Raw genomic sequence first — 20779 nt, 5'->3', positions numbered from 1 at the left:
TCCTGCCTCTGGCGGCCCTCGACCGACGCCCTCATCTGGGTCCAGAGCTTCGGCCTGACGCCCCTGGGAGACGACTGGGCAAAAGCGCTGGAAGGGCTCCTCCAAGCCGGCCACTGGGCGACGGTGGCCGGGGCAGGGCTTACGGTGATGCTCAGCCGACGCGCTCGTGGCGCCGGTCTGCCACTTGTCCTGGTTGTTGTCTTCTGGACGTTGGCGCACGTCGCCTTCTTCGGCCAGCCGCGCTACCTGTTGCCGGTCGTCCCCCTCCTGATACTGACGTGCACGGCCGCGCTCCCGCCGGCACCGGGGCCAGCAAGGTCCGCGGGCGCCGCGGCCTAGAGACGACAGAGTGAAGCCGTGGACGCCTGCGCGCGCACCTTGTAGGGTGGTGGCCGTTGCCGTAACCTCAGCGCGGAGGGCGCGGCCGCCTTCCGAGGAGACCACCGATGCCGGATGATTGCCTCTTCTGTCGCATGGCCAGCGGCAAAACTCCCACCTCGAAGCTGCACGAAGACGACCGGGTCTTCGTGATCAAGGACATACACCCGCGGGCGCCGACCCACGTGATGATCATCCCCAAGGAGCACATCGCCTCAGCGCGCGACCTCGGGCCCCAGCACGGCGAACTTCTTGCGCACATGTTCGCGACCTCGACGGAAGTGGCGAAAGAGCTTGGCGTCGCGGACAAGGGCTACCGCCTTACCTTCAACGTCGGGGACGAGGGTGGCCAGACCATCTACCACCTGCATCTCCACCTGCTTGGCGGCCGCCGCCTTGGGCCCGAGGGATAGGGCCCGGGACGGGGAGCGTTGGGAGCTCGGTCCCGGTATCCACGCCCTCGCGCATGAGCGCCGATAGCCTGGTCCAGCGCCTCCGAAAGGCAGTCGAGGCCCTTCCGCAGGGCCTGCGCGAACACGTCCTGGAGGTCGAAGCTGAGGCAGTGCGGCTCGCGCGCCTCCACGGCCTCGACGCCGAGCGCCTGCGCATCGCCGCCCTCGGCCACGACATCGCCCGCGCCCAGAGCGACGATCGCCTCCTTGCCCTCGCCAGGAGCCACGGCGTGCCCGCCGACGAAGTCGAGCGCGCCTCGCCCATCCTCCTGCACGGCCCGATCGGCGCTCGGCTGCTGGAGGGCGAATACGGTTACGGCGACCCCGAGGTGCTGGCCGCGGTCGCGGCACACACGACGGCGCGACCGGGGATGTCTGCCTTGGAGAAAGCGCTTTTCATCGCGGACAAGATCGAGCAAGAGAAGGTGAGCCGGAAGCCCGCGCTCGCCGCAGTGCGCGCCCTGGCCGAAAGCGATCTGGACGCCGCAATGCTGCGCTTCCTCGACCTGCACCTGATCGAGGCCGTCGAGCGGCGCTGGCAGGTTCACCCCCGCACGGTGGCCGCCCGCAATGAGCTCCTGGCCCGAACTCCGCGGCCGCCAGCATGACGCCGACCTGAGTCCCTCGTGGTCGCGTAAGGGGCGGGCCTGCCGCGATGCGCCGCCATCGGTCACCGAGATTCGTGAGGCCTTCGCCCGTGCGGAGGCGTCCAGTCAAAATTAAGGGCCAGGCATGTAGCCTGGCCCATCTTGTCGCCCCGTGTGAGAGGTTACTCGACGACGTAGCCCGCCAGGCGGCGCAGCCGCTTGATGCGCTCCTCGACCGGCGGGTGCGTCGAGAAGAGGTTCGAGAGGCCCTCGCCCATCCGGAACGGGTGAACGATGTACAGCGGCGCCGTCGCCTCCGTGCCCGGCGTCTGCTCCATGGGCCGCATCTGCACGCCGTTGTGCAGCTTCGCCAGGGCGCTGGCCAGCGCCTCCGGGTCCCTCGTGTACTCCGCCCCGCTCTGGTCCGCTGCGTACTCCCGCGTGCGCGAGATCGCCATCTGAATGATGCCCGCGACCAGCGCGCCGATCATGGCGGCGAACAAGGCGATCAACGGGTTGCCGCCTTCGCGGTCGCGACCGCCGAACATGGCGCCCCAGAACAGCACCGTCTGGATGTAGCTGATGGCACCCGCGATGGTTGCCGCTATCGAGCTCGTAAGGATGTCCCTGTTCTTCACGTGCCCGATCTCGTGGCCGATGACCGCGCGCAGCTCCCGTTCCGTGAGGATGCGCCGGATGCCGGTCGTTACCGCTACCACAGCGTGCTGCGGGTTTCGTCCGGTCGCAAAGGCGTTCGGCGTCTCCGTCTCGACGATGTAGACCTTCGGCTTCGGTACGCCGGCAAGCTCCGCGACCTCCGCCACGAGCGCGTGGAGGTGCGGTTCCTCTTGCGGCGTCACCTCGCGCGCGCCCGCCATCCTCAACGCCAGCTTGTCCGAGAACCAGTAGGCGATGAAGTTCATCACGCCGGCAAGGATGAGGAAGAAGAGGAGGCCGCTAAGGCCGCCGAAGATCAGGTACCCGAGCCCGGCGAAGAGGCCGGTCAGGGCCCCCAGAAGGACTGCGGTCTTGACTGCGTTGCTCATGCTCCCTACACCCCTGGTTGTCGCGAGGCCTGACCTACGCGCCTCGCACTACACTTCGATTATATCCGGCGCTTCGCCGGCCGAGTGTCAACACCCTGTAAAACCGGTATCGCCAGCCGCGGGCGCCCTGCCCGGCGGGCCGGTGCGCGACCTCCATCGCCTGCCGGCTGTCTGATCGGCCTCGCATCGCCGCGGCGTCAGGTGGCCTGCGCGCGGCTGCTCCGCCACCCTGTGCTATAGTGCAAGCGCTACCAGTCAAACGCCCCATAGCCCCGCCGTCAGGGACCTTTCTAGCCCCCGGAGGTCTCTTCTTGTACAGCGATCTGGCAGTCTTCACCGGCAGAGCCCACCCGGAACTCGCGCGGAGCATCTGTGGCCATCTCGAGACGCCCCTCGGCGCCTGTCAGGTCTTCGAGTACGGGAACGAGAACGTCTTCGTGAAGATCGAAGAGAACGTGCGCGGCCGCGACGTCTTTCTCGTCCAGCCCTTCGTCTCCCCCGTGAACACGCGCATCATGGAACTCCTGATCATGATCGACGCCTTCAGACGGGCGTCCGCGGGACGGATCACGGCTGTCATCCCCTACTACGCCTACGGCCGCAGTGACAAGAAGGACCAGCCGCGCGTCCCCATCACCGCCAGGCTGCTCGCCAACCTCATCGAGACCGCAGGGGCCGACCGCGTCCTGACGTTGGACCTTCACGCCGGCCAGATACAGGGCTTCTTCAACGTCCCCGTCGATGAGCTGACAGCGACCGCGCTCGTCACCAGCTACTTCCGCCGGGCGGATATCAGCGACCTCACGGTGGTTGCGACAGACGCGGGCTCGGCCAAGCGCGCGCGCGACGTCGCCCGCGTCCTGGGCACGCCGCTGGCTATCGGCGACAAAGAGCGGCTGGGTAACACTGGCGAGCTCGTCATCCACACCCTCATCGGTGACGTGCGCGGGCGCACCTGCCTCATCGCCGAGGACGAGATCGAGTCGGGTGGCACGATCGTCGCCATGGTGAACAAGCTCAGGGCAGAGGGCGCCGGCCTGATCTACGTGAGCTGCGTCCACGGCCTCCTCACGGGCCCGGCCGTCGACAGGCTTAGCGCCCTTCAGGTCGCGGAGGTGGTGACGACCGACACCGTGCCCATCAGCGCCGAGAAGCGCGCCCGCCTGCCGAACCTGGTCGTGCTCTCCGTGGCGCCCCTCATTGCCGAGGCCATCGCCCGCATCCACTCAGGCCGTTCCGTCGGCGAGCTGTTCCAGTAGCCGCCTCGCGCCGCACCCGGCTACCCGGCGTGTCCGGCAGCGCCGGTGAAGCTGCCCCGGGTCTCGCCGGAGCGCTTCCTGGCACTTCTGTCCGCAGCGCCGGCGAGCGCGCGGGCGGGCGCCGCGCCAGCCATCAGTCGATGACGACCCGCGACGCGTCGGAGAAGGCGATGACCGCCGGCGCCCTCTGGTTGTGCACTGCCGCCGGCTCCCAGACGTACTCGCCCTTCTGCGAAGGGCGGGCGTAGTAGCTGTAGCTGCCTCCGCCTTTACCCACACAGAAGCTGATCTTTTGAGGTTCCGCCAGGTACGGGATTACCACAGGCCCTGAGCCGCGGAGCACAGGCGGCGCGAAGCTCTGGGCCAGGGACGATTTCGTGACCACCTTCAAGCCCGATGGGACGAAGTCCGTGACCTGGTAGCAGCCGTCCGGCGCCTGTGGCCCGAAGCTTACCTCGATCTTTACTTGCACCAGGCCGGACGCCGGGATGATGCCCGCCGGCCTCCCGCCGACCAGGATCGTGCGCCGCACGCTGATGTCCGGGGATGCTGTCGCGCCTGCGGCGGCGGGCGCAGAGTAGCGCGTCACGGCGGCGAGACGACCCTCCCTCACCGTGATCCCGAGGCCCGCCAGTTCCTCTGCCGTCAGCGAGAGCGATTTCGTCGCGCCTCTCTCCAGGACCACTTCTTCCGCCCGCCCGCCGGCCTCATAGCGGAAGGAGACCGCGGTTGGCAGCGCGCGAGGCAGCGCCTCCTGCAGGTACTGCAACTCTTCCAGATAGAGCAGCGTGTCCCGGGTGTAGTTCTCTTGCACGTAGCGCATCAGGCTCTCGGCCCGCGAGTCGCGGAGGCCGATTGCCAGCAGCGCGGCGAGCGCAGTCGCCTCGATCGAGTCATCCTCGTCGTCGCCTGCCCGCAGGCGCGTCCACGGGTGCAAGTCCTCCCCGGCCTCCTCCATCATCGCCTCGAAGATGCGCAGTGCGCCTGCGTCGTCGCCACGGGCGTGCAGGCCGAGCGCCAGGTAAAGGCGGCCACGCCAGGTCAGGTCCGGGTGGCCCTCGAGGGCCTGCAGGTCCAGAAGCACAGGCTCGCCGAGCGCGGCCAGGCCGTAAAGGGCGATGAGCACGCGTTCTGGCGTCTCGCGGTGGTCGGAAGCCACCGCCATGAGCATGCCGCGAAGACGCTCCCGCCCGAAGAGGTCGGGCGCCAGGGCTGCCACCCTTGCCGTGACGGCAATGTCGCCATCCGAGTAAGGCAGTATCGACACTCCCGGCGGCCTCGGCGTAGGGCTGAAGACGCCCGGGCGAGGCGATGTGTAGCCGGCGTAGCCGCTCGGGGCGCGGATGTAGACGTCGGGGTTGAAAGGCAGCGCCTCCGCCGTCTCGCCGAAGTAGTCCGCGAGCAGGCGGTCCGCGACCACGCGGGCGAGCGCCTGGTCGACGCGGTCGCCGTAGACGAAGCGCAGGCCTAACAGCCTCTGATACAACTGACCCCGGCCGCCGTCTATGAAGGTGACCGTTGTCCTGCCCGTAGGGGAACCCTGGAGGCGGGCGCCAGACGACACGTCCTCGTAGAACGTCACCCGCGGCGCCATGAGCCGCGCCTCCACTACCTCGATCTGTCGTACCACCGCGTCCTCAAGGGCCCCGGCCGAGGCCCGGACAGTGATCGCGTGTCGTCCCAGGGTCAGCCGCGGGAGCGACGCCTGCGCCTCCTCGAAGGCCCCGCCTTCGAGGAGGATCTCGTCCGCCGCCAGCGAGGGAGCGGACAGCCGGTACTGCACTCTCGCGCCCGGTTCGAGCTTCGAGCCGAAGCTACGCAGCCGCACGATGGGCTTGTCCTCCACCAGGTAGTCGTCGTTCAGGGTCACGTCGACGATGAAGGGGAGGGTTGCGACGACCGAGCCACGGCCGCTGCCGGCCTTCAGGTCCTTCGTGAAGCCGTAAGCCGTGACCCGCCACGACGTCACGTTGTCGGGCAGCTTGAAGGACACTCTCGCCCGGCCCGAGGCGTCCGTGCGCACGGTGCCGTAGTAGGCAACGTCCGCGAAGTCTTCGCGCACGCCACCGTCCCCGCCTCGCCCGCCGACCTCAAAGTACTCCGGCGGGTACTGGTGCGAGGCGTAGGTGCGGACGATGCCCGGCGGGAGCTGACGATAGAGGGCCCCGAGGATGTCCGTGCTGTACGGGTTGAAGTCCCGCACGGCGAAGAGCGCTTCGTCGACCGCCGCGAGGTTGACTTCGGCCTGAGCCGGCCTGCCCGCCGCGTCCCTCACTTGCACCTCCACCGAGGCTTCGGTGCCTGGTTCGTAGGACTCCTGCAGGCTTCGTACCTGGATGCTCAGCTCCCTGCTCGCCGGGTTGAACACGATGGTCGGGCCGTACTGGGCCTCGACGTAGGTGAAGCCGTTGAAGTAGACGCCCCGGATCGCCGCGCTCGGGACGTGCCGGTCGCCGAAGGTGATGCGGTACTCAGGGTTGTCCTGGACCTGGTAGTGGCGGATGCCGCGCTGCCCTTCATAGAAGAGGTAGCGGTTCTGGTCTCCGGAGGGAGGTGCGGTGTTTCCCCGCCTGAAGACGGCCGCGACCTCCTGGCCGATTTCGTAGGCCTGGGGCGGAACTCCGAAGAACCCGCCGAAGGACTCCGATTCCCTTCCGATGGAGATGCTGGCAATGCCGCCGATGTCCGAGCCGCCGTAGGCGAACGCGGCCGCGTACACGTGGAGCGCGGCGGTGCGGCCAGCGCTGTCCGTGCTCTCCAGCCTCAGCTGAAAGTGGGAGCCTTCGGGAGCCGGGAACGACAGGCTGAACCTGCCGGCCGCGTCGCTCACCGTCGTGATCTCGAAAGGCGTCCCGTCGCGCTCCTGGTAGCGGTAGACCTTCCGCGAAACCTTGTTCACGAAGTCATACCGCTCGCCGACCTCGACAGCTTCGTAGAACCGGGGTGTGACGACCATGCGCACCGCCTGTCCGGCAGCGGGGCCGGTCAGGTGGGCCGGCTGCTTCCCGGGGCGGAAGTTGCCGTAGCCGTAGACGTCGCCGATGTTCTCGAACCGGCTCGGGTCAACGTTCATCACCCGCCCGTCGACAAACACGGTCCCGCTCTCGTACTTCGCCCCGGCTTCCAGTTGCACCGCGGCGGGGAAGACCGCGACGTAAGCGTCAGTGGTAACTTCGCCCTGCTCGGGGCCGGCAGGTGAGACGGAGATGCTGGTCAGTGAGGCGCCGCTGTCCGATGCCGCGGCAGTGAAGGTAAGGCTGGCGCGCCCATCCGGACCTGTCGTCAGGGTACTGCCGCCCCGGCCAGAGTTGATCTGGAGGTCGAGCCCGGGCAGCGGCGTGCCATCGAAGAAGGCCGCCGAGATGCTGACGTCGACCTGCTCGCCGCTGAAGTAGGCCGGGCGCGCTGGCCGGACAGACAACTGGTACGCGGGCTTGACGTAGTTGGCGACCTGGAAGCTGGCGCTACTCACGAGTCCCTTGGAGTCGCGCACGGAGAGCGTGTAATAGCCCGGCTCGACTCCGGACAGGGAGTATTCCCCGGTGAAGGTGCCCCAGTCGGTGCTCTGCAGCGTTACCTTCGGTCCGGTCTGCGCCTCCTCGTAAGCCTCGTAGGCCCTGCCCGTGAGCTCCGCGACGAGCTCGCCGCCTGCCGCGCGGCTGTCGCGCGGTATGGCAACGCCCCAGAAGCGCACGACGTCGTCCGGCTTGTAGAGAGGCCGGTCCGCAACCAGGAAGCTCCAGTAGTCAGAGCTGCCGGAGTAAAAGGCGTAGTCCGTGAAGGCGCCGCACCGCCCGCTCATCGCCACCGGCAGCACCGGGCTCAGCGGGACCACGGCGGCCCTCCCAGCGGCGTCCGTTACCGTGAAATAGCTCAGCGCGACCGTCGTGCGCTGGTTGTATATCGCCGTCGTCGACGAGAGCAGGCTTGACGGCGTCGCGAACTGGCTCACACCCTGCCCGTCCGTCCGCCCCAGGACTTCACCGCCCGAGAGCCGGACTGCCGCGCCGCTCACCGGCTGTCCGGTGGAGACATCGTTCACCCAGACCAGGGTGGAGGATTCGCTGACCGCCAGGTAGGTGCCCAGATCAGTGATCTGGAGGAAGGCCTGCACTGGCGCGTTGGCGTGCATCGTCTGGAGGAGGTAGTAGCCGGGCGACAGCGCGTCCGGCATCCGCACGAAGAGGCGTGTCAGCGGCACCCCGAAGTCCGGCCGGCGGCTCCCCTCTACCGCTGCTGTGAAACTCGAGACCAGGGCGAGCCTTCCCGTATCGACAGTCGTCTTGTTGCGCGTGTACTGGGCCCAGTACGGCACCTGCTCCCGCGCCTCGATATCCTTCACAAAGGCATCCAGCGACGGATAGGCGAACACCTCCATCGCGACTTCCCTGATGCTGGTGTCTGACGTCTGGATTGTGATGATGGGCGCGTCCCTGGTGCCCCACTCCCCGATCTTGTGCATGAAGGCGAAGTACGGCCCCGGCACCGGGCCGGAAGCCCGGCTTCCGCTGCCGGTCTCGAACTGGAACGTCAGGTCGTCGGCAAGGCTAAGGTCGCTGTTTGCCACCTTGATGCCGGGACGCACCCGCACCGTGTACAGGGTCTCGGGCTGCAGCTGGCGGGGGACGAACACCAGCGTCCGCTTGCGCAGCTCGAAATGGCCCTCCGGGAGGGGCGTGATCTCGACGAACGACTGCGGGTCGACGAGGTTGTCGTGGCTGAAGGTGATCTCGATGCCACTGTCGATGGGGACGTTGTTGGCCTCGTGCGAAGGCAACGTCTGCACTACCCGCAGCGGGCTCTTGACCTGAAACGCCCACGACGCCAGAGGCACGCGCGCGCCGGGTGGGGCGAACGTGAACCGATAGACGGCGCCCGGTTGCAACGCCTCCCGCGGCACCAGGTGGAACTCGTACGGGCTGGACGCCGCGATCTCGAGATGGGCCTCCGGCGTCACGCGAATGGATTTCGCGACCGAATCGCGCTCCATCGGCATGAGGCTCGTGAACACGAAGTGGGCATCGACGGGTACGCCCTCCGCATCGTGCTGCAGCGGTTCCAACGCGAGCCCAAGCTCGGCCTGCGTGCCCGAAGGCAGCCTGGCCCTCTGCGGGGGTGCGCCTTCGTCATCCGGCCGAACCGCCAGGATCAGGACCGCAGTCAACAGGGCGACGACCGCTACGGCTCCCCCCGCGAGGAGTACCCGGCCCCTGACGCTCTCGCGTATCTTCCCGAGCATGCCTGTCACCTGGACCCGAGACTTCGTCTGAAGGGTCGCCCTGACCGGGGGCAAAGACGACGCCGCCGTGCTATCGATTGTCTATCGGCCCGTGAGCCTATCGCCGGCGCCCGCCGCTTGACGAAGCCGCCTGGGCCGCCGTCTGCACACGGAGACCGTAGCGCTGCAGATACTGGCTGCTGCCGGCGGCCGGCAAGTGGGGCGCCTCCCGGTGAAGTACAATTGAACATAGCGAATGGCAACCGTTGGCGTCTTGGCTCTTCAGGGCGACTTCGCCGAACACGAGAGCATGCTCAAACGCCTCGGTGTCGACGCCCCGGAAGTCCGCCTCCCCTCTGACCTCGAAGGCCTCGACGCCCTGATCATTCCGGGCGGCGAGAGCACTACGATCACCAGGCTCATGGAGGCCTACGGCCTCATCGAACCCATACGGACCTTCGCGCGCGACAGGCCAGTCTGGGGCACCTGCGCCGGGGCCATCGTCATGGCGCGCAGCGCGACGGACCTCGACCGCCCGACGCTCGACCTCATCGACATCGAAGTCAAGCGCAACGCCTTCGGCCGTCAGGTCGACAGCTTTGAGACCGATATACCGATAGCGGGTGTCGAGGGTGGGCCGTTGCACGCGGTCTTCATCCGCGCGCCCATCATCGCGAGCGTCGGCGAAGGGGTAGAGGTGCTCGGGCGCCTGGAGAGTGGGGAGATCGTCGCGGTGCGCCAGGGGAAGATGCTGGCCACTTCCTTCCACCCCGAGCTGACGGACGACCTGCGCATGCACGCCCTCTTCGTCTCGATGGCAAAGGCGGCTTCCGATGGCTCGTAGCGCCCGCGCCGTCTTGCCCATCGACCTCCTGGCCCTGGTCTCCTACAACGGCAAGGTCTACCCGAACGAGGCGCGGCCGCGCGAGCTCCTGGGGGCCGTCGACCCCACGCCAAACCCGATCGAGACGGCCTTCGAGCAGTGGTTCTCCTTCGCCACGAGGCGCAACGCCTGGATCAGCGCCAGCCGGCGGCGCCTCCTGGGTCTGGTCTCCGCCCGCAGGCGGGGTGGACGCCAGGCCTGGGAGATCGACTGCCTGATCGACACCACGGCCGCCCGCGACGCGGTATCGGGCCTCCTGGAGTGCGCGATGCGGGCTGCCGGCAGGTCGGCGGCGGAAAAGGTATTCCTCCGCCTTAGCGCCAACAGTCCGCTCCTGCCTGTGGTCATGAACGCGGGCTTCACGGCCTACCAATCGGAGCGCCTCTACGCAGGCAGCGCCCTCGCCGTCGCCGGCGAGGAGGTGCCGCTGCGGCCGTTCACGCAGCAAGACCTCTATCCGGCCTATCGCCTCTACAACGCCACCATGCCGGAGCGCACGCGCCGCGCCGAGGGCTCGACCTTCGGTGAATGGCAGGCGGCGCAGGAGAAGCACTGGCTGAAGGCTGGCGCGCAACTGGTGCTGGAGTCCGAGGGCGGCCTGGCGGCCGAGGTGAGGGTGGGCCGCCTGCCCCACGGCCTGTTGGCGGAGATAATCGCGGGCGCTCCCGCCATCGAGGACACTCGTGGACTGCTGGCAACCGCTGTGAAGGCCGCGGGTAGCGGCCTGGGCCGCCTGATGGTGCTCGTGCCCGAATCTGCCCCGGCCATCGCCTCTCAGCTTGAAGACCTGGGCTTCGATGTCCGCGAGGAGTTTATTTGCCTCATGGCGCGAACCACGCGGCTGGCGCGCATGCCAAAGCTGGCGCCACAGCCCATACCGAACGGCGCGGTGATAACTTAGTAGTGTGACCGAGGCGTCCGGCCGGTACACGGCCGGCTCGATTGGCCTCAGCAGGAGCGCAACCGGTCTTGACAAGGACGATCACAGACGACCTAGACCTTCTCCTCCAGGCTCTGCCCCCGCACATAAGCGACCCGCTCATGCGGCGGGAGGACAAGCACGAACTCCTCGAAGTGGTGATGGACCTGGGACGCGTGCCCGAGGCGCGCATGCCGGGCCGCGAGGTTGTCCTCAGCGAGCGCGAGGTCTCTGAGAACGACATCGACTACGTCGTCGGCCGCATCGGCGACTTCGGCGAGGACAACCGCGCCGGCATCGAGCGCACCCTGCATCGCATCTCCTGCATCCGCAACCGCCGCGGCAAGATCGTGGGCCTGACTTGCCGCATCGGCCGCGCGGTTTTCGGCACCATCCAGACCATCGAGGACATCATCCGCGGCGGCGAGAGCGTCCTCCTCCTCGGGCGCCCCGGCGTAGGCAAGACGACCATGCTGCGCGAGGTAGCCCGCGTGCTCGCAGACGAGATGAACAAGCGCGTCATCATCGTCGACACCTCGAACGAGATCGCGGGCGACGGCGACATCCCTCATCCGGCCATCGGTTCCGCCCGGCGCATGCAGGTAGCCCGGCCTTCCGAACAGCACGCGGTGATGATCGAGGCGGTCGAGAACCACATGCCGGAGGTCATCGTCATCGACGAGATCGGCACGGAGCTCGAGGCCCAGGCCGCGCGGACCATCGCCGAGCGCGGAGTGCAGCTCGTCGCTACGGCGCACGGCAACACGCTCGAGAACCTCATCGCCAACCCCACTCTCTCCGACCTCGTCGGCGGCATCCAGTCCGTGACGCTGGGGGACGAAGAGGCGCGCCGTCGCGGGACGCAGAAGTCGATCCTCGAGCGCAAGGCGCCACCGACCTTCCAGGCCGTGGTCGAGATCCAGAACTGGGACCGCGTCGCCATCCACCACGATGTCGCCGAGACAGTCGACTCCATCCTGCGCGGCTATCGCATCCCGCCAGAGGTGCGCGAGATTACCGACGACGGCGACGTGCGCACCCTAACCCCGCAGGAAGCCGCCGCCCTCATCGAGCCTGAGACGCTGGACCGCGCCCGCGTCTACAGTGCGATGCCCGCGCCCGTGCCGATCCAGGGACGGCGCGCGGAGGCGCGGCAGCCGCGAGTCTACCCGTTCGGGATCTCGCGCAAGCGCCTGATGCAGGCGATCAAGGAGACGGGCTCAGGCGCTATCGTCGCCGACCGCCTCGAAGACTCGGACGTAGTGATCACGGACCGGAGTTACTACAGGCGGCGCCCCAACTCCGTCCGGGAGGCGGAAGCGCGCGGCATCCCCATCTACGTACTCAAGAACAACACCCTGCTGCAGATGGAGCAGGCCCTGCTCTCTCTGCACCAGAGCGGCGGCGGCGCTGACCCCGTCTACAACGCGATCAGCGAGGCCGAAGAGGCAATCCAGACCGTCATCTCTCAGGACCGGCCCGTGGAGCTTTCGCCCCAGCGCGCCTACATCCGCCGCCTCCAGCACGAGCTGGCGCAGCGCTACAACCTCACCTCTCGCAGCCTCGGCCGCGAGCCCGAACGCCGCGTCCGCATCCTCCCCGGCCAGGGCAACCCGAACGGCCTGTTCGACGGGGCTGACGGCTAACCACGCTCAGCCGGTACCGGCGGCAGCTACGCGCGGAAGGCTGTCTCAGTCGCCGTCCCGGCTGCGTCAGGTCCCGACGCCCGCGCGAGTTCCCGCTGGGCGCCAAGGAGCAAAAACCGCTCTCCGGCTATGCTGTCTCCTGACACGCTGAAATGCTGAAATGCTGACACGCTGAAGAATGCTGACACGCTGAAGTGCCGACATGCTGATCACCTTCGAAGGCGGCGAGGGCGCCGGGAAGAGCACGCAGGCGGAACTGCTCGCTCAGCGGCTGCGCCACGCCGGCCGCGAGGCCCTCGTCCTGCGCGAGCCCGGCGGCACCGAGCTCGGCGAGGCGCTGAGGCGACTGCTCATGCATGACCACGCCGCGAAGAGCATCGAGGCGGAGGTGTTGCTGTTCCTGGCCGCCCGCGCCGAGCTCGTCAACACCGTGATCAGGCCGGCCCTCCAGCAGGGCACGGTCGTGGTCTGCGATCGCTTCTCGGACTCGACCATCGCCTACCAGGGCTACGGACGCGGGGTCGACACCGGCTCGATCCGCACCCTGAACCGCTGGGCGACCGGCGGCCTCGAGCCAGACGTCACCGTGCTCCTGGACGTGCCCGTCGAAGTCGGGCGCCGCCGCAAGCACGGCGACGACGACATCTTCTACCGCGAGTCCGAGGCCTTCCACACCCGCGTGCGCGAGGGCTACCACTTCCTCGCCGCGCGCGACCCGGGCCGCTGGCTGGTGGTCGACGGCACGCTTCCGCCGGAGGAGATAGCGGCGCAAGTCTGGGAGCGCGTGAAGGCGAAGCTCGCCGGGATGGCTTGAGTTCGCGCCCCTGGCCGCTGCCTCAGGCCGCGGAGTCATGGCGGCAGCGCCGGTCGCGGATGCCGGCCGCGCCATCCTGACTTCGCGCGAGAGGCTCGCTGAAAAGCCGAGCCGCCGCGGTCCGCCCGCGGCGGCTCGAAAGCCCTTAACAGGCCCGGCTAGTCGGCGGTCAGCACGAGCGTGCCTGTGGTCGAGAGGCTGCCACCCGTGCCGTTGACGACGCAAGAGCGGGCGTTGGTCTGCTTACCCTTGATGCCGTTGATGCCGTCTTCGGCCGTGCGCGAGAGCTGGCGGTAGGCCTCGACCAGGAGTTGCATGCCGTACATGCCGGAGTGGTTGAAGGAGAGGCCGCCCCCGTTGGTGTTGATCGGGAACTTGCCTCCCGGACGGGCGTGACCTTCCTTCCAGAGCAGGAAGCCCTCACCGCGGGGCGCCAGGCCCAGCATTTCGACCGTGATGCCGGCGGTGATGGTGAAGGAGTCGTAGACCATGGCCATTTCCATGTCAGACGGGCCCATGCCCGCCATCTTGTAGGCTGCTGCCCCGGAGGCGACAGCCGAGGTGGCGGTGAAGTCCTCCATCTCCAGCATGTTGGAGTGGCTCATGTTCTCGCCGGCGCCCGCAATCCAGACCGGCTTCGTGCGCAGGCTGCGCGCGATCTCCGGGTTGGCCACCAGCACGGCGCCGCCGTAGTCCGTGACAAGGCAGCAGTGGAGCAGCGTCAGCGGCCAGGAGATGATGCGCGAGTTCTGCACGTCCTCCACCGTGATCGGCCCGCCCTGGGGGTGCGTGTCCTTCGAGAACATGACCGCGCGCGGGTTCAGGGTGGCCCACTCGCGCGTGACCACGGCGATGTGGGCGAAGTCCTCGGGCGTGGTGCCGTAGCGGTAGTTGTGCCGGGTCATGGCGTGCGAGTAGTTGGACGGCGCCCCGGAGAGGCCGTACGCCATCGTCATCTCGGTGCCCGGGCTGTCGCCCATGCCACCGCCGGGCCCGCCCCGGCCACCGCCGCCACCCATCTGCCGCGCTGACCAGCCCGCCTGGCCCAGCACGACCAGGCCGACATCGATGATGCCGCCGTAGATCGCCGCCAGCATGTGGTGGACGTGCATCTCGAATGAGCAGCCGCCCACCGATGTCGTGTCGATCCAGGCCGGGTGCAGCCCGAGGTGCTCCGCCAGCTCCGAGGCCGACACGCCCGCGCTAGCGACACCCTCGATCTTCGAGATCGGGATGCCGGTCTGGTCGCTTACCGCCTTGATGGCCTCGATCGCGAGCTGCAGCGAGGTCTTGGGAGTGGCCGGATAGCCTATCTCCTTCGCCTCTGCCGCGCCAACGATGGCCGCCGCTTTCGAAATTGGTGCCGGCATGCTAAGCCTCCTCTACGACGCGCCAGAACGGGATGTGGATCTCATCCGTGGCGGGCTCGAACTCGACCTTGCACTTCGAGCCGATCTTGATGGTCTCGGGCTTGTTGGGATCGACGCCGCGGAGGACGGTGAGCATGCGGTCGCCTTCCTTGAGGTCGATGTAGGCGGTGACGAAGGGTAGCTCGCGGCTCCAGCCGCCGAAAGCGCGGTGCTGGACAGCGAAAGTGTGCAGGGTGCCCTCCCCGCTCGCCTCGATCCATTCCAGCTCCATCGAGTGGCAGTGAGGACAGATGAGCCGGGGGTACCAGTGCACACGGTTGCAGTTCGTGCAGCGGGGCAGCATTAGCTTTCCCTGCCTGGTTCCCTCCCAGAAGGGCTTCGTATGCATGCCGGGATGAGGGATGGGTTTGTCGTAAGCCATCGTCGCCTCCTCGTGCGTCCAAGCGCACCTTTCTAGGTAAACGCGGGGCTGTGTGGGACTGCCGCGCCGGCCGGCTGGCAGCGGGCATAGTGTGGCAGCGCCGGCCGACACGGGCAAGGGGTTGTCCTCGCCCGTGGCACACCGGTCCGCACGAATGTGATAGAGACCTACGTCAGCGGCCGCAAGCGGCAGACCAGGACAGGTGGGATCTCAGGCAGGTTGCGCCAGTGCAGGCCTTCAGGGGCGTCGTCCCGCGCAAACGCCGGCTCCTCTAGGTAGTCGAGCGAGAAGCCGCGTCTGAAGAAGGCGCCGAGCAGCGCCTCCAGGGGGCGCTCGAAGTAATACTGCAGCACCGGCTGCCCGGACATGGCCTCGGCACGGCCGATTGCGCCCGACTTGTAGCGGCGTACCTTCACGGCGTACTCGACGCGGGCGCGGCCGTCTGCGATCTCGAGTCGCTCGGCCAGCAGCGAGCTGGCGGTCGTGTTGAAGCAAGGGTGCGGTACCGCGAACACGAAGCGTCCGCCGGGCTTGAGCAGCCCTCGCGACGCCTCGATGAGCGGAGCGATTTCGGCCATGTCCATGAGGGCCATGGTCGACACCACGGCGTCGAAACGCCCGGCTCCGAGCCTCAGCAGCGCGCCACGGTCGGTGCCATCGATGACGTGGTACTCAACCCGGCCGGAGTACGCGCCCGACCGCGAACCGGCCAACTCGACCAGCCGCTGCGAAAAGTCGAAGGCGACGACTATCGCTCCCAGGTCGGCGAGCCAGCGTGAGACCTGGCCGTTGCCGCAGCCGGCGTCGAGCACGACCTCGCCGGGCCGTAGCTCCAGCGCGCGCTCGACGGCCGGACGGATCAGGTCGATGTTCCAGCGGTTGCCTTCGCCCATGCGCGCGTCCCAGTGGGCGGCGTTCACCTCCCACGCCTCGCGGACCGCGGCGTTCAGACCCGACGGGGTCGCGTCGGCCACGGGTCACCTCCAGACAAGAGAGCGAATTCTGCCACGCGCCGCCCGCACGCGCAATGCCGCTGTTTTAGAATCGAGCACCATGGCAACGCAGGCTGACGTGCGGCGGATCGCCCTGTCTCTGCCGGAGACGCGGGAGGAGGAGGGGCGCTTCGCCTTCTCGGTGATGGACAGGGGCAAGGCGAAAGCGTTCGTCTGGGCGTGGAACGAGCGCGTCCAACCGAAGAAGCCGCGGGTGCCCCGCGCCGACGTCGTGGCCGTGCGGGTCGCGAGCCTGGAGGACAAGAACATGCTGCTCGCCATGGACGAGCGCAAGTTCTTCACCGAACCGCACTACAACGGCTACCCCGCCGTCCTCGTGCGTCTGCCGGAGATCGAACTTCCGGAACTGGAGTTGATGCTGCGGGACGCCTGGCGCTGCAGGGCGCCGAAGGCGCTGGCGCGCCAGGCCGGGATCTAAGCAGGTTTCGGCTTAGAGGCGTCGGGCTTGCTAGCAAACGAGTCCTGCGGGTGGAGCCCTTGCTACAATCGCCGCGGCCTGCGAGGCTGCGGACGCAGGCGGACAACGCAACCCAACCCGAGTCCGAAGATCTGAGACAGGAGCGCCATGGACTTCGAGACGATCCTCTATGAGAAGAACGACGGCATCGCGACCATCACCCTCAACCGCCCCGAGCGCATGAACGCCTTCAACGACACGATGATCTCGGAGTGGGCCTGGGCGCTGAACGACGCCCGCGTGGACAGCGACGTGCGCGTCGTGGTGGTCACGGGAGCGGGCCGGGGGTTCTGCGCCGGCGCCGACCTCCGGGGCGGCTCCGGCGTGGCTGAGGTGGCGGCCTCGACGGAAACGACGGTCTCAGCAGCGGCGCAGCGCAACTGGCTGCGCGACGGGGTCCAGGCGGTGCCGCGCGCCGTCGCCCTGCTCGACAAGCCCTACATCGGCGCGATCAACGGGGCGGCAGTGGGCGCCGGCATGGACATGGCGAGCCAGTGCGACATACGCATCGCCTCCGAGAACGCGCGCTTCGGCATGACCTACGCCCGCGTCGGCCTCATCCCGGGCGATGGTGGCTGCTGGTACCTGCCGCGCATCGTCGGCCTGCAGAAGGCGCTGGAGCTGATCTGGACTACGGACATCATCGATGCCCAGGAGGCGCTGCGCATCGGTTACGTGACTAAGGTCGTCCCGGCCGACAAGCTTATGGAGGAAACGATGGCCTTCGCGCGCCGGCTGGTGGAGGGGCCGGCGGTCGCTATCCAGCTTTCCAAGCGCCTGGTGTACCGGGGACTGGACAGCACCCTGCTAGAGTCGCTGGAGCAGGCAGCGCACGCCATGGCCATCGTGCAGTCGACCGAGGACGCGCGCGAGGGGCCGCGGGCTTTCGCGGAGAACAGGCCGCCGCGGTTTACGTCCCGCTAGGAGCTCGTGGTCTGGTCGCTGTCGCTGGAGAAGGGGTACAGGAGCATGATGGCGAGCAGGCCGAGGAGGCCCACGCCGCCCACCAGTCCGAAGAACAGCCACGCAGGGTCTTCGAGCACCTTGTCGAGCTCGCCCAGGAAGCTTGTTATGTCGAGTAGAGGCATGGTTACGAAGCCTTTCCCTTTGTCCGCGGCGAAGCGTAGCAGATCGCCGGCTTACGAGGGAGGCCGGCGCCAACGATGACGGCCGGGGCGAGCGAACTGGAGGACACAGCCCGGGCGCTCAGGGCTGAATGCGGGCGGTTGTTAGCGCAGACGCGCCTCCTGGATCTTCTCGGCCGTTACGGCCGGCCGAAAGTGACGGGCAGCTATGCGCTGGACCTCATGGTCTGGCGCGATCTGGATGTCGAGCTGCTGGTCGAGAACCTCGACGTCTCGCGGTTCTTCGAGCTCGGCCGGGAGATAGCTGCGAGCCTCCGGCCGGCGAGGATGAGCTTCCGCGACGAGCGCCTTCTGAACACCGACGGCCTGCCGCTAGGCCTGTACTGGGGAATACACCTGCCGGCTGAGAGCGGCTGGAAAATCGACCTGTGGGCGATGGAACGGGCAGAGATGGACAGGCGCTCCCCCTACGTGGCGTGGGTCCAGGCCGGTCTTTCTCCGGAGACCCGCGCCGCGATCCTCTCGATCAAGAACGCAGTGTGGACCGACCCGCTATACCGCAGCGCCTACTCGTCGAAGGACATATACGACGCCGTGCTGGCGGAAGGAGTGAAGGACCTGGACGGGTTCCGGAACTCCATTCGGGCCAGGAAGGGAACATGAGCGCGCCCGGCGGGCTGTACGTGATTGTCGACCCCGAGGCATGCATGGGCAGGAGCCCCGTCGACGTCGCCCGTATGGCGCTCGAAGGCGGCGCCTCGATGCTCCAATGGCGCGACAAGGCCCGCGAGAAGGGCTTGCAGTTGGACGACGTCAGGGGAATCCTGCGCGAGTGCACAGCGCGCGGGGTCCCGTTGATCATCAACGACCATGCGGACCTTGCCCTGGTGCTGGCAGCTAGCGCGCGGAGGGTGCCCGGGGCCGGCTCGGCGGGAAGGCCGGCCGCTGGCCTGGTCGGCGTGCACGTGGGCCAGAAGGACCTCCCGGTCGCGGACGTGCGGCGCATCGTGCCGGCCGGCTTCGTGGTCGGGGCCTCCACGAACAATGTCGAGGAGGCGCGTCGCGCCGAGGCGGACGGGGCGACGTACGTGGCAGTGGGGGACATCTTCGGCACGATGACGAAGAGGTGGACCCGGGGCGCCTCGCCTCAGCGGCTCGCCGAGGTGAAAGCGGCGGTCAGCGTCCCCGTCTTCGGTATCGGCGGCATCAACTCGGGAAACGTGCGCGAGGTCATGGCGGCGGGCGCCGACGGCGTCGCCGTGATCAGCGCCGTGTGTGGCGCCAGGGACCCGCGCGCCGCGGCTGCCGAGCTTTCCAGCCTTATCGCCCACCAAAGAAGGACTTGAGGCACTCGCACCGAGTTTCGCGCGGGGCGTAAGGTCAATGCATGGACCAGGCGCCGGCTATCCGGTTTGAAGCGCTGACAAAGACATACGGACCCGTGCGGGCGCTCGACGCAGTCGATCTCACCGTGAACCGCGGCGTCATCTTCGGGTTCCTGGGGCCAAACGGCGCGGGCAAGACCACCGCAATCCGCTGTCTGCTGGACCTCATCCGGCCTAACGGGGGACGGGCGATGCTGTGCGGCCTGGACAGCCGACGCGACTCCATCGAGGTCAGGCGGCGCGCCGGCTACCTCCCCGGCGACCTTAGGCTATACGAGGGCCTGACCGGCGCTCAGACAATTGAGCTGTTCACGTCGCTGCGGCAAGGCGCTGTTGACGCCGCCTACCGGCGCCGCTTGCTGGACAGGCTCGACCTCGACCCGACGAAGCAGGTCGGCTCTCTGTCGAAGGGAAACAAGCAGAAACTCGGGTTGGTGCTGGCGATGATGCACCAGCCGGAAGTACTGGTCCTGGACGAGCCGACCAGCGGCCTCGACCCGCTCGTGCAGGAGGAGGTGGCATTGCTGCTACGGGACCACGTCAGTGCTGGGCGAACGGTCTTCTTCTCGTCTCACGTCCTCTCCGAGGTCGAGAACCTTTGCGACCACGTGGGCTTCATTCGGGCCGGGCGCATGGTTGCGGTGGAGGAAGTTGGGGCCCTCAAGGGCCGCTCGCTTCATATCCTTGAGGTCACGTTCGCGGCACCCGTACCGCCGGGCGCGTTCGACCTGCCGGGAGTACGGGAGGTGGAGCGCCGCGGCCCGGTCGTCCACCTGGAAGTCCGCGACGCCATCGACACTGCCCTCAAAGCGATAGCACGCTTCGAGGTCGTGGACCTGCGGACCGAGCAGCCAAGCCTGGAGCAGGTGTTTCTCGCCTACTACCACGACAACCAGCCGGAGGTTCCGAGTGCCACTTAGCGTATTCGGCAAGGGCCTTCGAGACCTCCGCTGGCAAGTCTTCTGGTACGGCCTCGGCTTCGCCCTGCTGGCTGCGCTCGTTGTCTACGTATATCCGAGCTATCGGGAGCAACTGGCCGACTTCGACATCCCGGAGGCGTTCGAAGCATTCCTGGGCGAGTCGGCGGACTACCGGACGGCGGAGGGTTTTCTCACCGCCGAGTTCTTCAGCTGGGCGCCGATCCTGCTCGTAATCTTCGCGATCATGCAGGGCACGAACATGCTGGCCGGAGAGGAGGCAGCGGGTACGATGGACCTCCTCCTGTCCCAGCCGCTCAGCCGCACACGGCTTCTCTTCGAAAAGCTGGCCGCCTTCGTCGCGGGGACGCTTGGCATCGTCCTGCTGACGATCCTGGGCTGGGCGCTGAGCACGCCGTTCACCGACATCGAAGTCTCCGAGGTCGACCTCGTAATCGCCACCCTGAACTTGATGCCAATCACGTTGTTCTTCGGCGCGTTCTCGCTGATGGCGAGCGTCTCGCTCCCGAGCCGGGGGCAGGCAACAGGCGTGGCGACCGCGCTCGCGGTCGCCACGTTCATGCTGAATTACCTCGCCTCCCTGGTGGACCTTCTGGAGCCGCTGCGATGGCTCTCTCCCTTCCACTACGCCGCCACCACGACCGTCCTTACGAACGGCATGGACTGGCCCAAGGTTGCGGTGTTGATGGCGCTCTTCGCCGCCTTCACGGCTGCCGCCGTATGGGCGTTCGAACGACGCGATATCGGCGTGCGCGCCGCCGCCGGCCTGCCGTGGAGCCTCCCGTGGGGTCGCCGGCGGGAAGCGGAGCCTGCCGGCGCTGCCTCGGAGGCAGCGTCAGCGCCTTAGGCCGGGGGGTTCGCGGCGGGCGTCGCGTAGGTGCGCCGCCAGGTGGTTGTACACCTTGCGG

General features: G+C 67.8%; 20 protein-coding genes. 14 read left to right on the top strand and 6 right to left on the bottom strand.

Features of this window, described 5'->3' with window-relative positions:
* From VNN10_02270 to yqeK, 3 genes are all read left to right on the top strand, one after another.
* On the top strand, positions 1-339 hold a 339-nt coding region (locus tag VNN10_02270), incomplete at its 5' end, for a hypothetical protein (GenBank protein ID HXH20827.1).
* A 107-nt stretch (positions 340-446) separates the two neighbouring features.
* The gene (locus VNN10_02265; GenBank protein HXH20826.1) at positions 447-791 is read left to right on the top strand and encodes a histidine triad nucleotide-binding protein; all 345 of its coding nucleotides are present in this window, start codon (positions 447-449) and stop codon (positions 789-791) included.
* Between the two features lie 53 nt (positions 792-844).
* Positions 845-1438, top strand: a complete 594-nt coding sequence (gene yqeK / locus VNN10_02260) for a bis(5'-nucleosyl)-tetraphosphatase (symmetrical) YqeK (protein HXH20825.1) — start codon at positions 845-847, stop codon at positions 1436-1438.
* A 161-nt stretch (positions 1439-1599) separates the two neighbouring features.
* Here the strand turns inward: yqeK and VNN10_02255 are convergent, their stop codons facing one another.
* Positions 1600-2463, bottom strand: a complete 864-nt coding sequence (locus tag VNN10_02255) for a zinc metalloprotease HtpX (protein HXH20824.1) — start codon at positions 2461-2463, stop codon at positions 1600-1602.
* Positions 2464-2774: 311 nt separating this feature from the next.
* Between VNN10_02255 and VNN10_02250 the strand changes: the two genes are divergently transcribed.
* Complete coding sequence (locus VNN10_02250; protein ID HXH20823.1) at positions 2775-3722, top strand: ribose-phosphate pyrophosphokinase; 948 nt, start codon at positions 2775-2777, stop codon at positions 3720-3722.
* A gap of 133 nt (positions 3723-3855) precedes the next feature.
* Here the strand turns inward: VNN10_02250 and VNN10_02245 are convergent, their stop codons facing one another.
* Positions 3856-8961: an Ig-like domain-containing protein gene (locus VNN10_02245; GenBank protein HXH20822.1), complete on the bottom strand. Its 5106-nt coding sequence runs from the start codon at positions 8959-8961 to the stop codon at positions 3856-3858.
* Positions 8962-9196: 235 nt separating this feature from the next.
* Here VNN10_02245 and pdxT point away from each other — a divergent pair, with 235 nt between their 5' ends.
* From pdxT to tmk, 4 genes are all read left to right on the top strand, one after another.
* Positions 9197-9784 carry a pyridoxal 5'-phosphate synthase glutaminase subunit PdxT gene (gene pdxT / locus VNN10_02240; GenBank protein HXH20821.1) on the top strand — a complete coding sequence of 196 codons (588 nt, stop codon included), beginning with the start codon at positions 9197-9199 and terminating at the stop codon, positions 9782-9784.
* Complete coding sequence (locus VNN10_02235) at positions 9774-10724, top strand: hypothetical protein (protein HXH20820.1); 951 nt, start codon at positions 9774-9776, stop codon at positions 10722-10724. The genes pdxT and VNN10_02235 overlap by 11 nt, the downstream gene beginning before the upstream one ends.
* 68 nt (positions 10725-10792) lie before the next feature.
* Positions 10793-12388 (top strand): R3H domain-containing nucleic acid-binding protein, encoded by a 1596-nt coding sequence (locus VNN10_02230; GenBank protein ID HXH20819.1) that lies wholly within the window; start codon positions 10793-10795, stop codon positions 12386-12388.
* A gap of 202 nt (positions 12389-12590) precedes the next feature.
* Positions 12591-13202 (top strand): dTMP kinase, encoded by a 612-nt coding sequence (tmk, locus tag VNN10_02225; GenBank protein ID HXH20818.1) that lies wholly within the window; start codon positions 12591-12593, stop codon positions 13200-13202.
* 158 nt (positions 13203-13360) lie between these two features.
* Here tmk and VNN10_02220 read toward each other — a convergent pair whose 3' ends face one another.
* The 3 genes from VNN10_02220 to VNN10_02210 form a co-directional block, all read right to left on the bottom strand.
* Complete coding sequence (locus VNN10_02220; GenBank protein HXH20817.1) at positions 13361-14572, bottom strand: thiolase; 1212 nt, start codon at positions 14570-14572, stop codon at positions 13361-13363.
* 1 nt (position 14573) lies between these two features.
* The gene (locus tag VNN10_02215) at positions 14574-14993 is read right to left on the bottom strand and encodes a Zn-ribbon domain-containing OB-fold protein (protein ID HXH20816.1); all 420 of its coding nucleotides are present in this window, start codon (positions 14991-14993) and stop codon (positions 14574-14576) included.
* 167 nt (positions 14994-15160) lie between these two features.
* The gene (locus tag VNN10_02210) at positions 15161-15967 is read right to left on the bottom strand and encodes a class I SAM-dependent methyltransferase (protein ID HXH20815.1); all 807 of its coding nucleotides are present in this window, start codon (positions 15965-15967) and stop codon (positions 15161-15163) included.
* Between the two features lie 79 nt (positions 15968-16046).
* On the opposite strand from VNN10_02210, the gene VNN10_02205 reads away from it, so the two are divergent.
* Both VNN10_02205 and VNN10_02200 read left to right on the top strand, forming a co-directional pair.
* Positions 16047-16424: a hypothetical protein gene (locus VNN10_02205; GenBank protein HXH20814.1), complete on the top strand. Its 378-nt coding sequence runs from the start codon at positions 16047-16049 to the stop codon at positions 16422-16424.
* 147 nt (positions 16425-16571) lie between these two features.
* Entirely contained in the window at positions 16572-17387 is an 816-nt protein-coding gene (locus VNN10_02200; GenBank protein HXH20813.1) for an enoyl-CoA hydratase-related protein, read from the top strand.
* Here VNN10_02200 and VNN10_02195 read toward each other — a convergent pair.
* The gene (locus VNN10_02195) at positions 17384-17551 is read right to left on the bottom strand and encodes a hypothetical protein (GenBank protein ID HXH20812.1); all 168 of its coding nucleotides are present in this window, start codon (positions 17549-17551) and stop codon (positions 17384-17386) included. The genes VNN10_02200 and VNN10_02195 overlap by 4 nt on opposite strands.
* 75 nt (positions 17552-17626) lie before the next feature.
* Here VNN10_02195 and VNN10_02190 point away from each other — a divergent pair, with 75 nt between their 5' ends.
* The 4 genes from VNN10_02190 to VNN10_02175 are packed head-to-tail and all read left to right on the top strand — an operon-like array spanning position 17627 to position 20718.
* On the top strand, positions 17627-18211 hold the full coding sequence (locus VNN10_02190) for a hypothetical protein (protein ID HXH20811.1): 585 nt from the start codon (positions 17627-17629) through the stop codon (positions 18209-18211).
* Positions 18208-18894: a thiamine phosphate synthase gene (locus VNN10_02185; protein ID HXH20810.1), complete on the top strand. Its 687-nt coding sequence runs from the start codon at positions 18208-18210 to the stop codon at positions 18892-18894. The genes VNN10_02190 and VNN10_02185 overlap by 4 nt, the downstream gene beginning before the upstream one ends.
* 41 nt (positions 18895-18935) lie before the next feature.
* Positions 18936-19853 carry an ABC transporter ATP-binding protein gene (locus VNN10_02180; GenBank protein HXH20809.1) on the top strand — a complete coding sequence of 306 codons (918 nt, stop codon included), beginning with the start codon at positions 18936-18938 and terminating at the stop codon, positions 19851-19853.
* The gene (locus VNN10_02175; protein HXH20808.1) at positions 19843-20718 is read left to right on the top strand and encodes an ABC transporter permease subunit; all 876 of its coding nucleotides are present in this window, start codon (positions 19843-19845) and stop codon (positions 20716-20718) included. Before VNN10_02180 ends, VNN10_02175 begins: the two co-directional genes overlap by 11 nt.
* The last annotated feature ends 61 nt before the right edge of the window (positions 20719-20779 follow it).

The sequence above is a fragment of the Dehalococcoidia bacterium genome, from assembly GCA_035574915.1.
In the GTDB taxonomy this organism is placed as follows: domain Bacteria; phylum Chloroflexota; class Dehalococcoidia; order DSTF01; family WHTK01; genus DATLYJ01.
The sequence above is the reverse complement of the archived record's forward strand: the minus strand, read 5'-3'. Positions and strand labels throughout refer to the sequence as shown.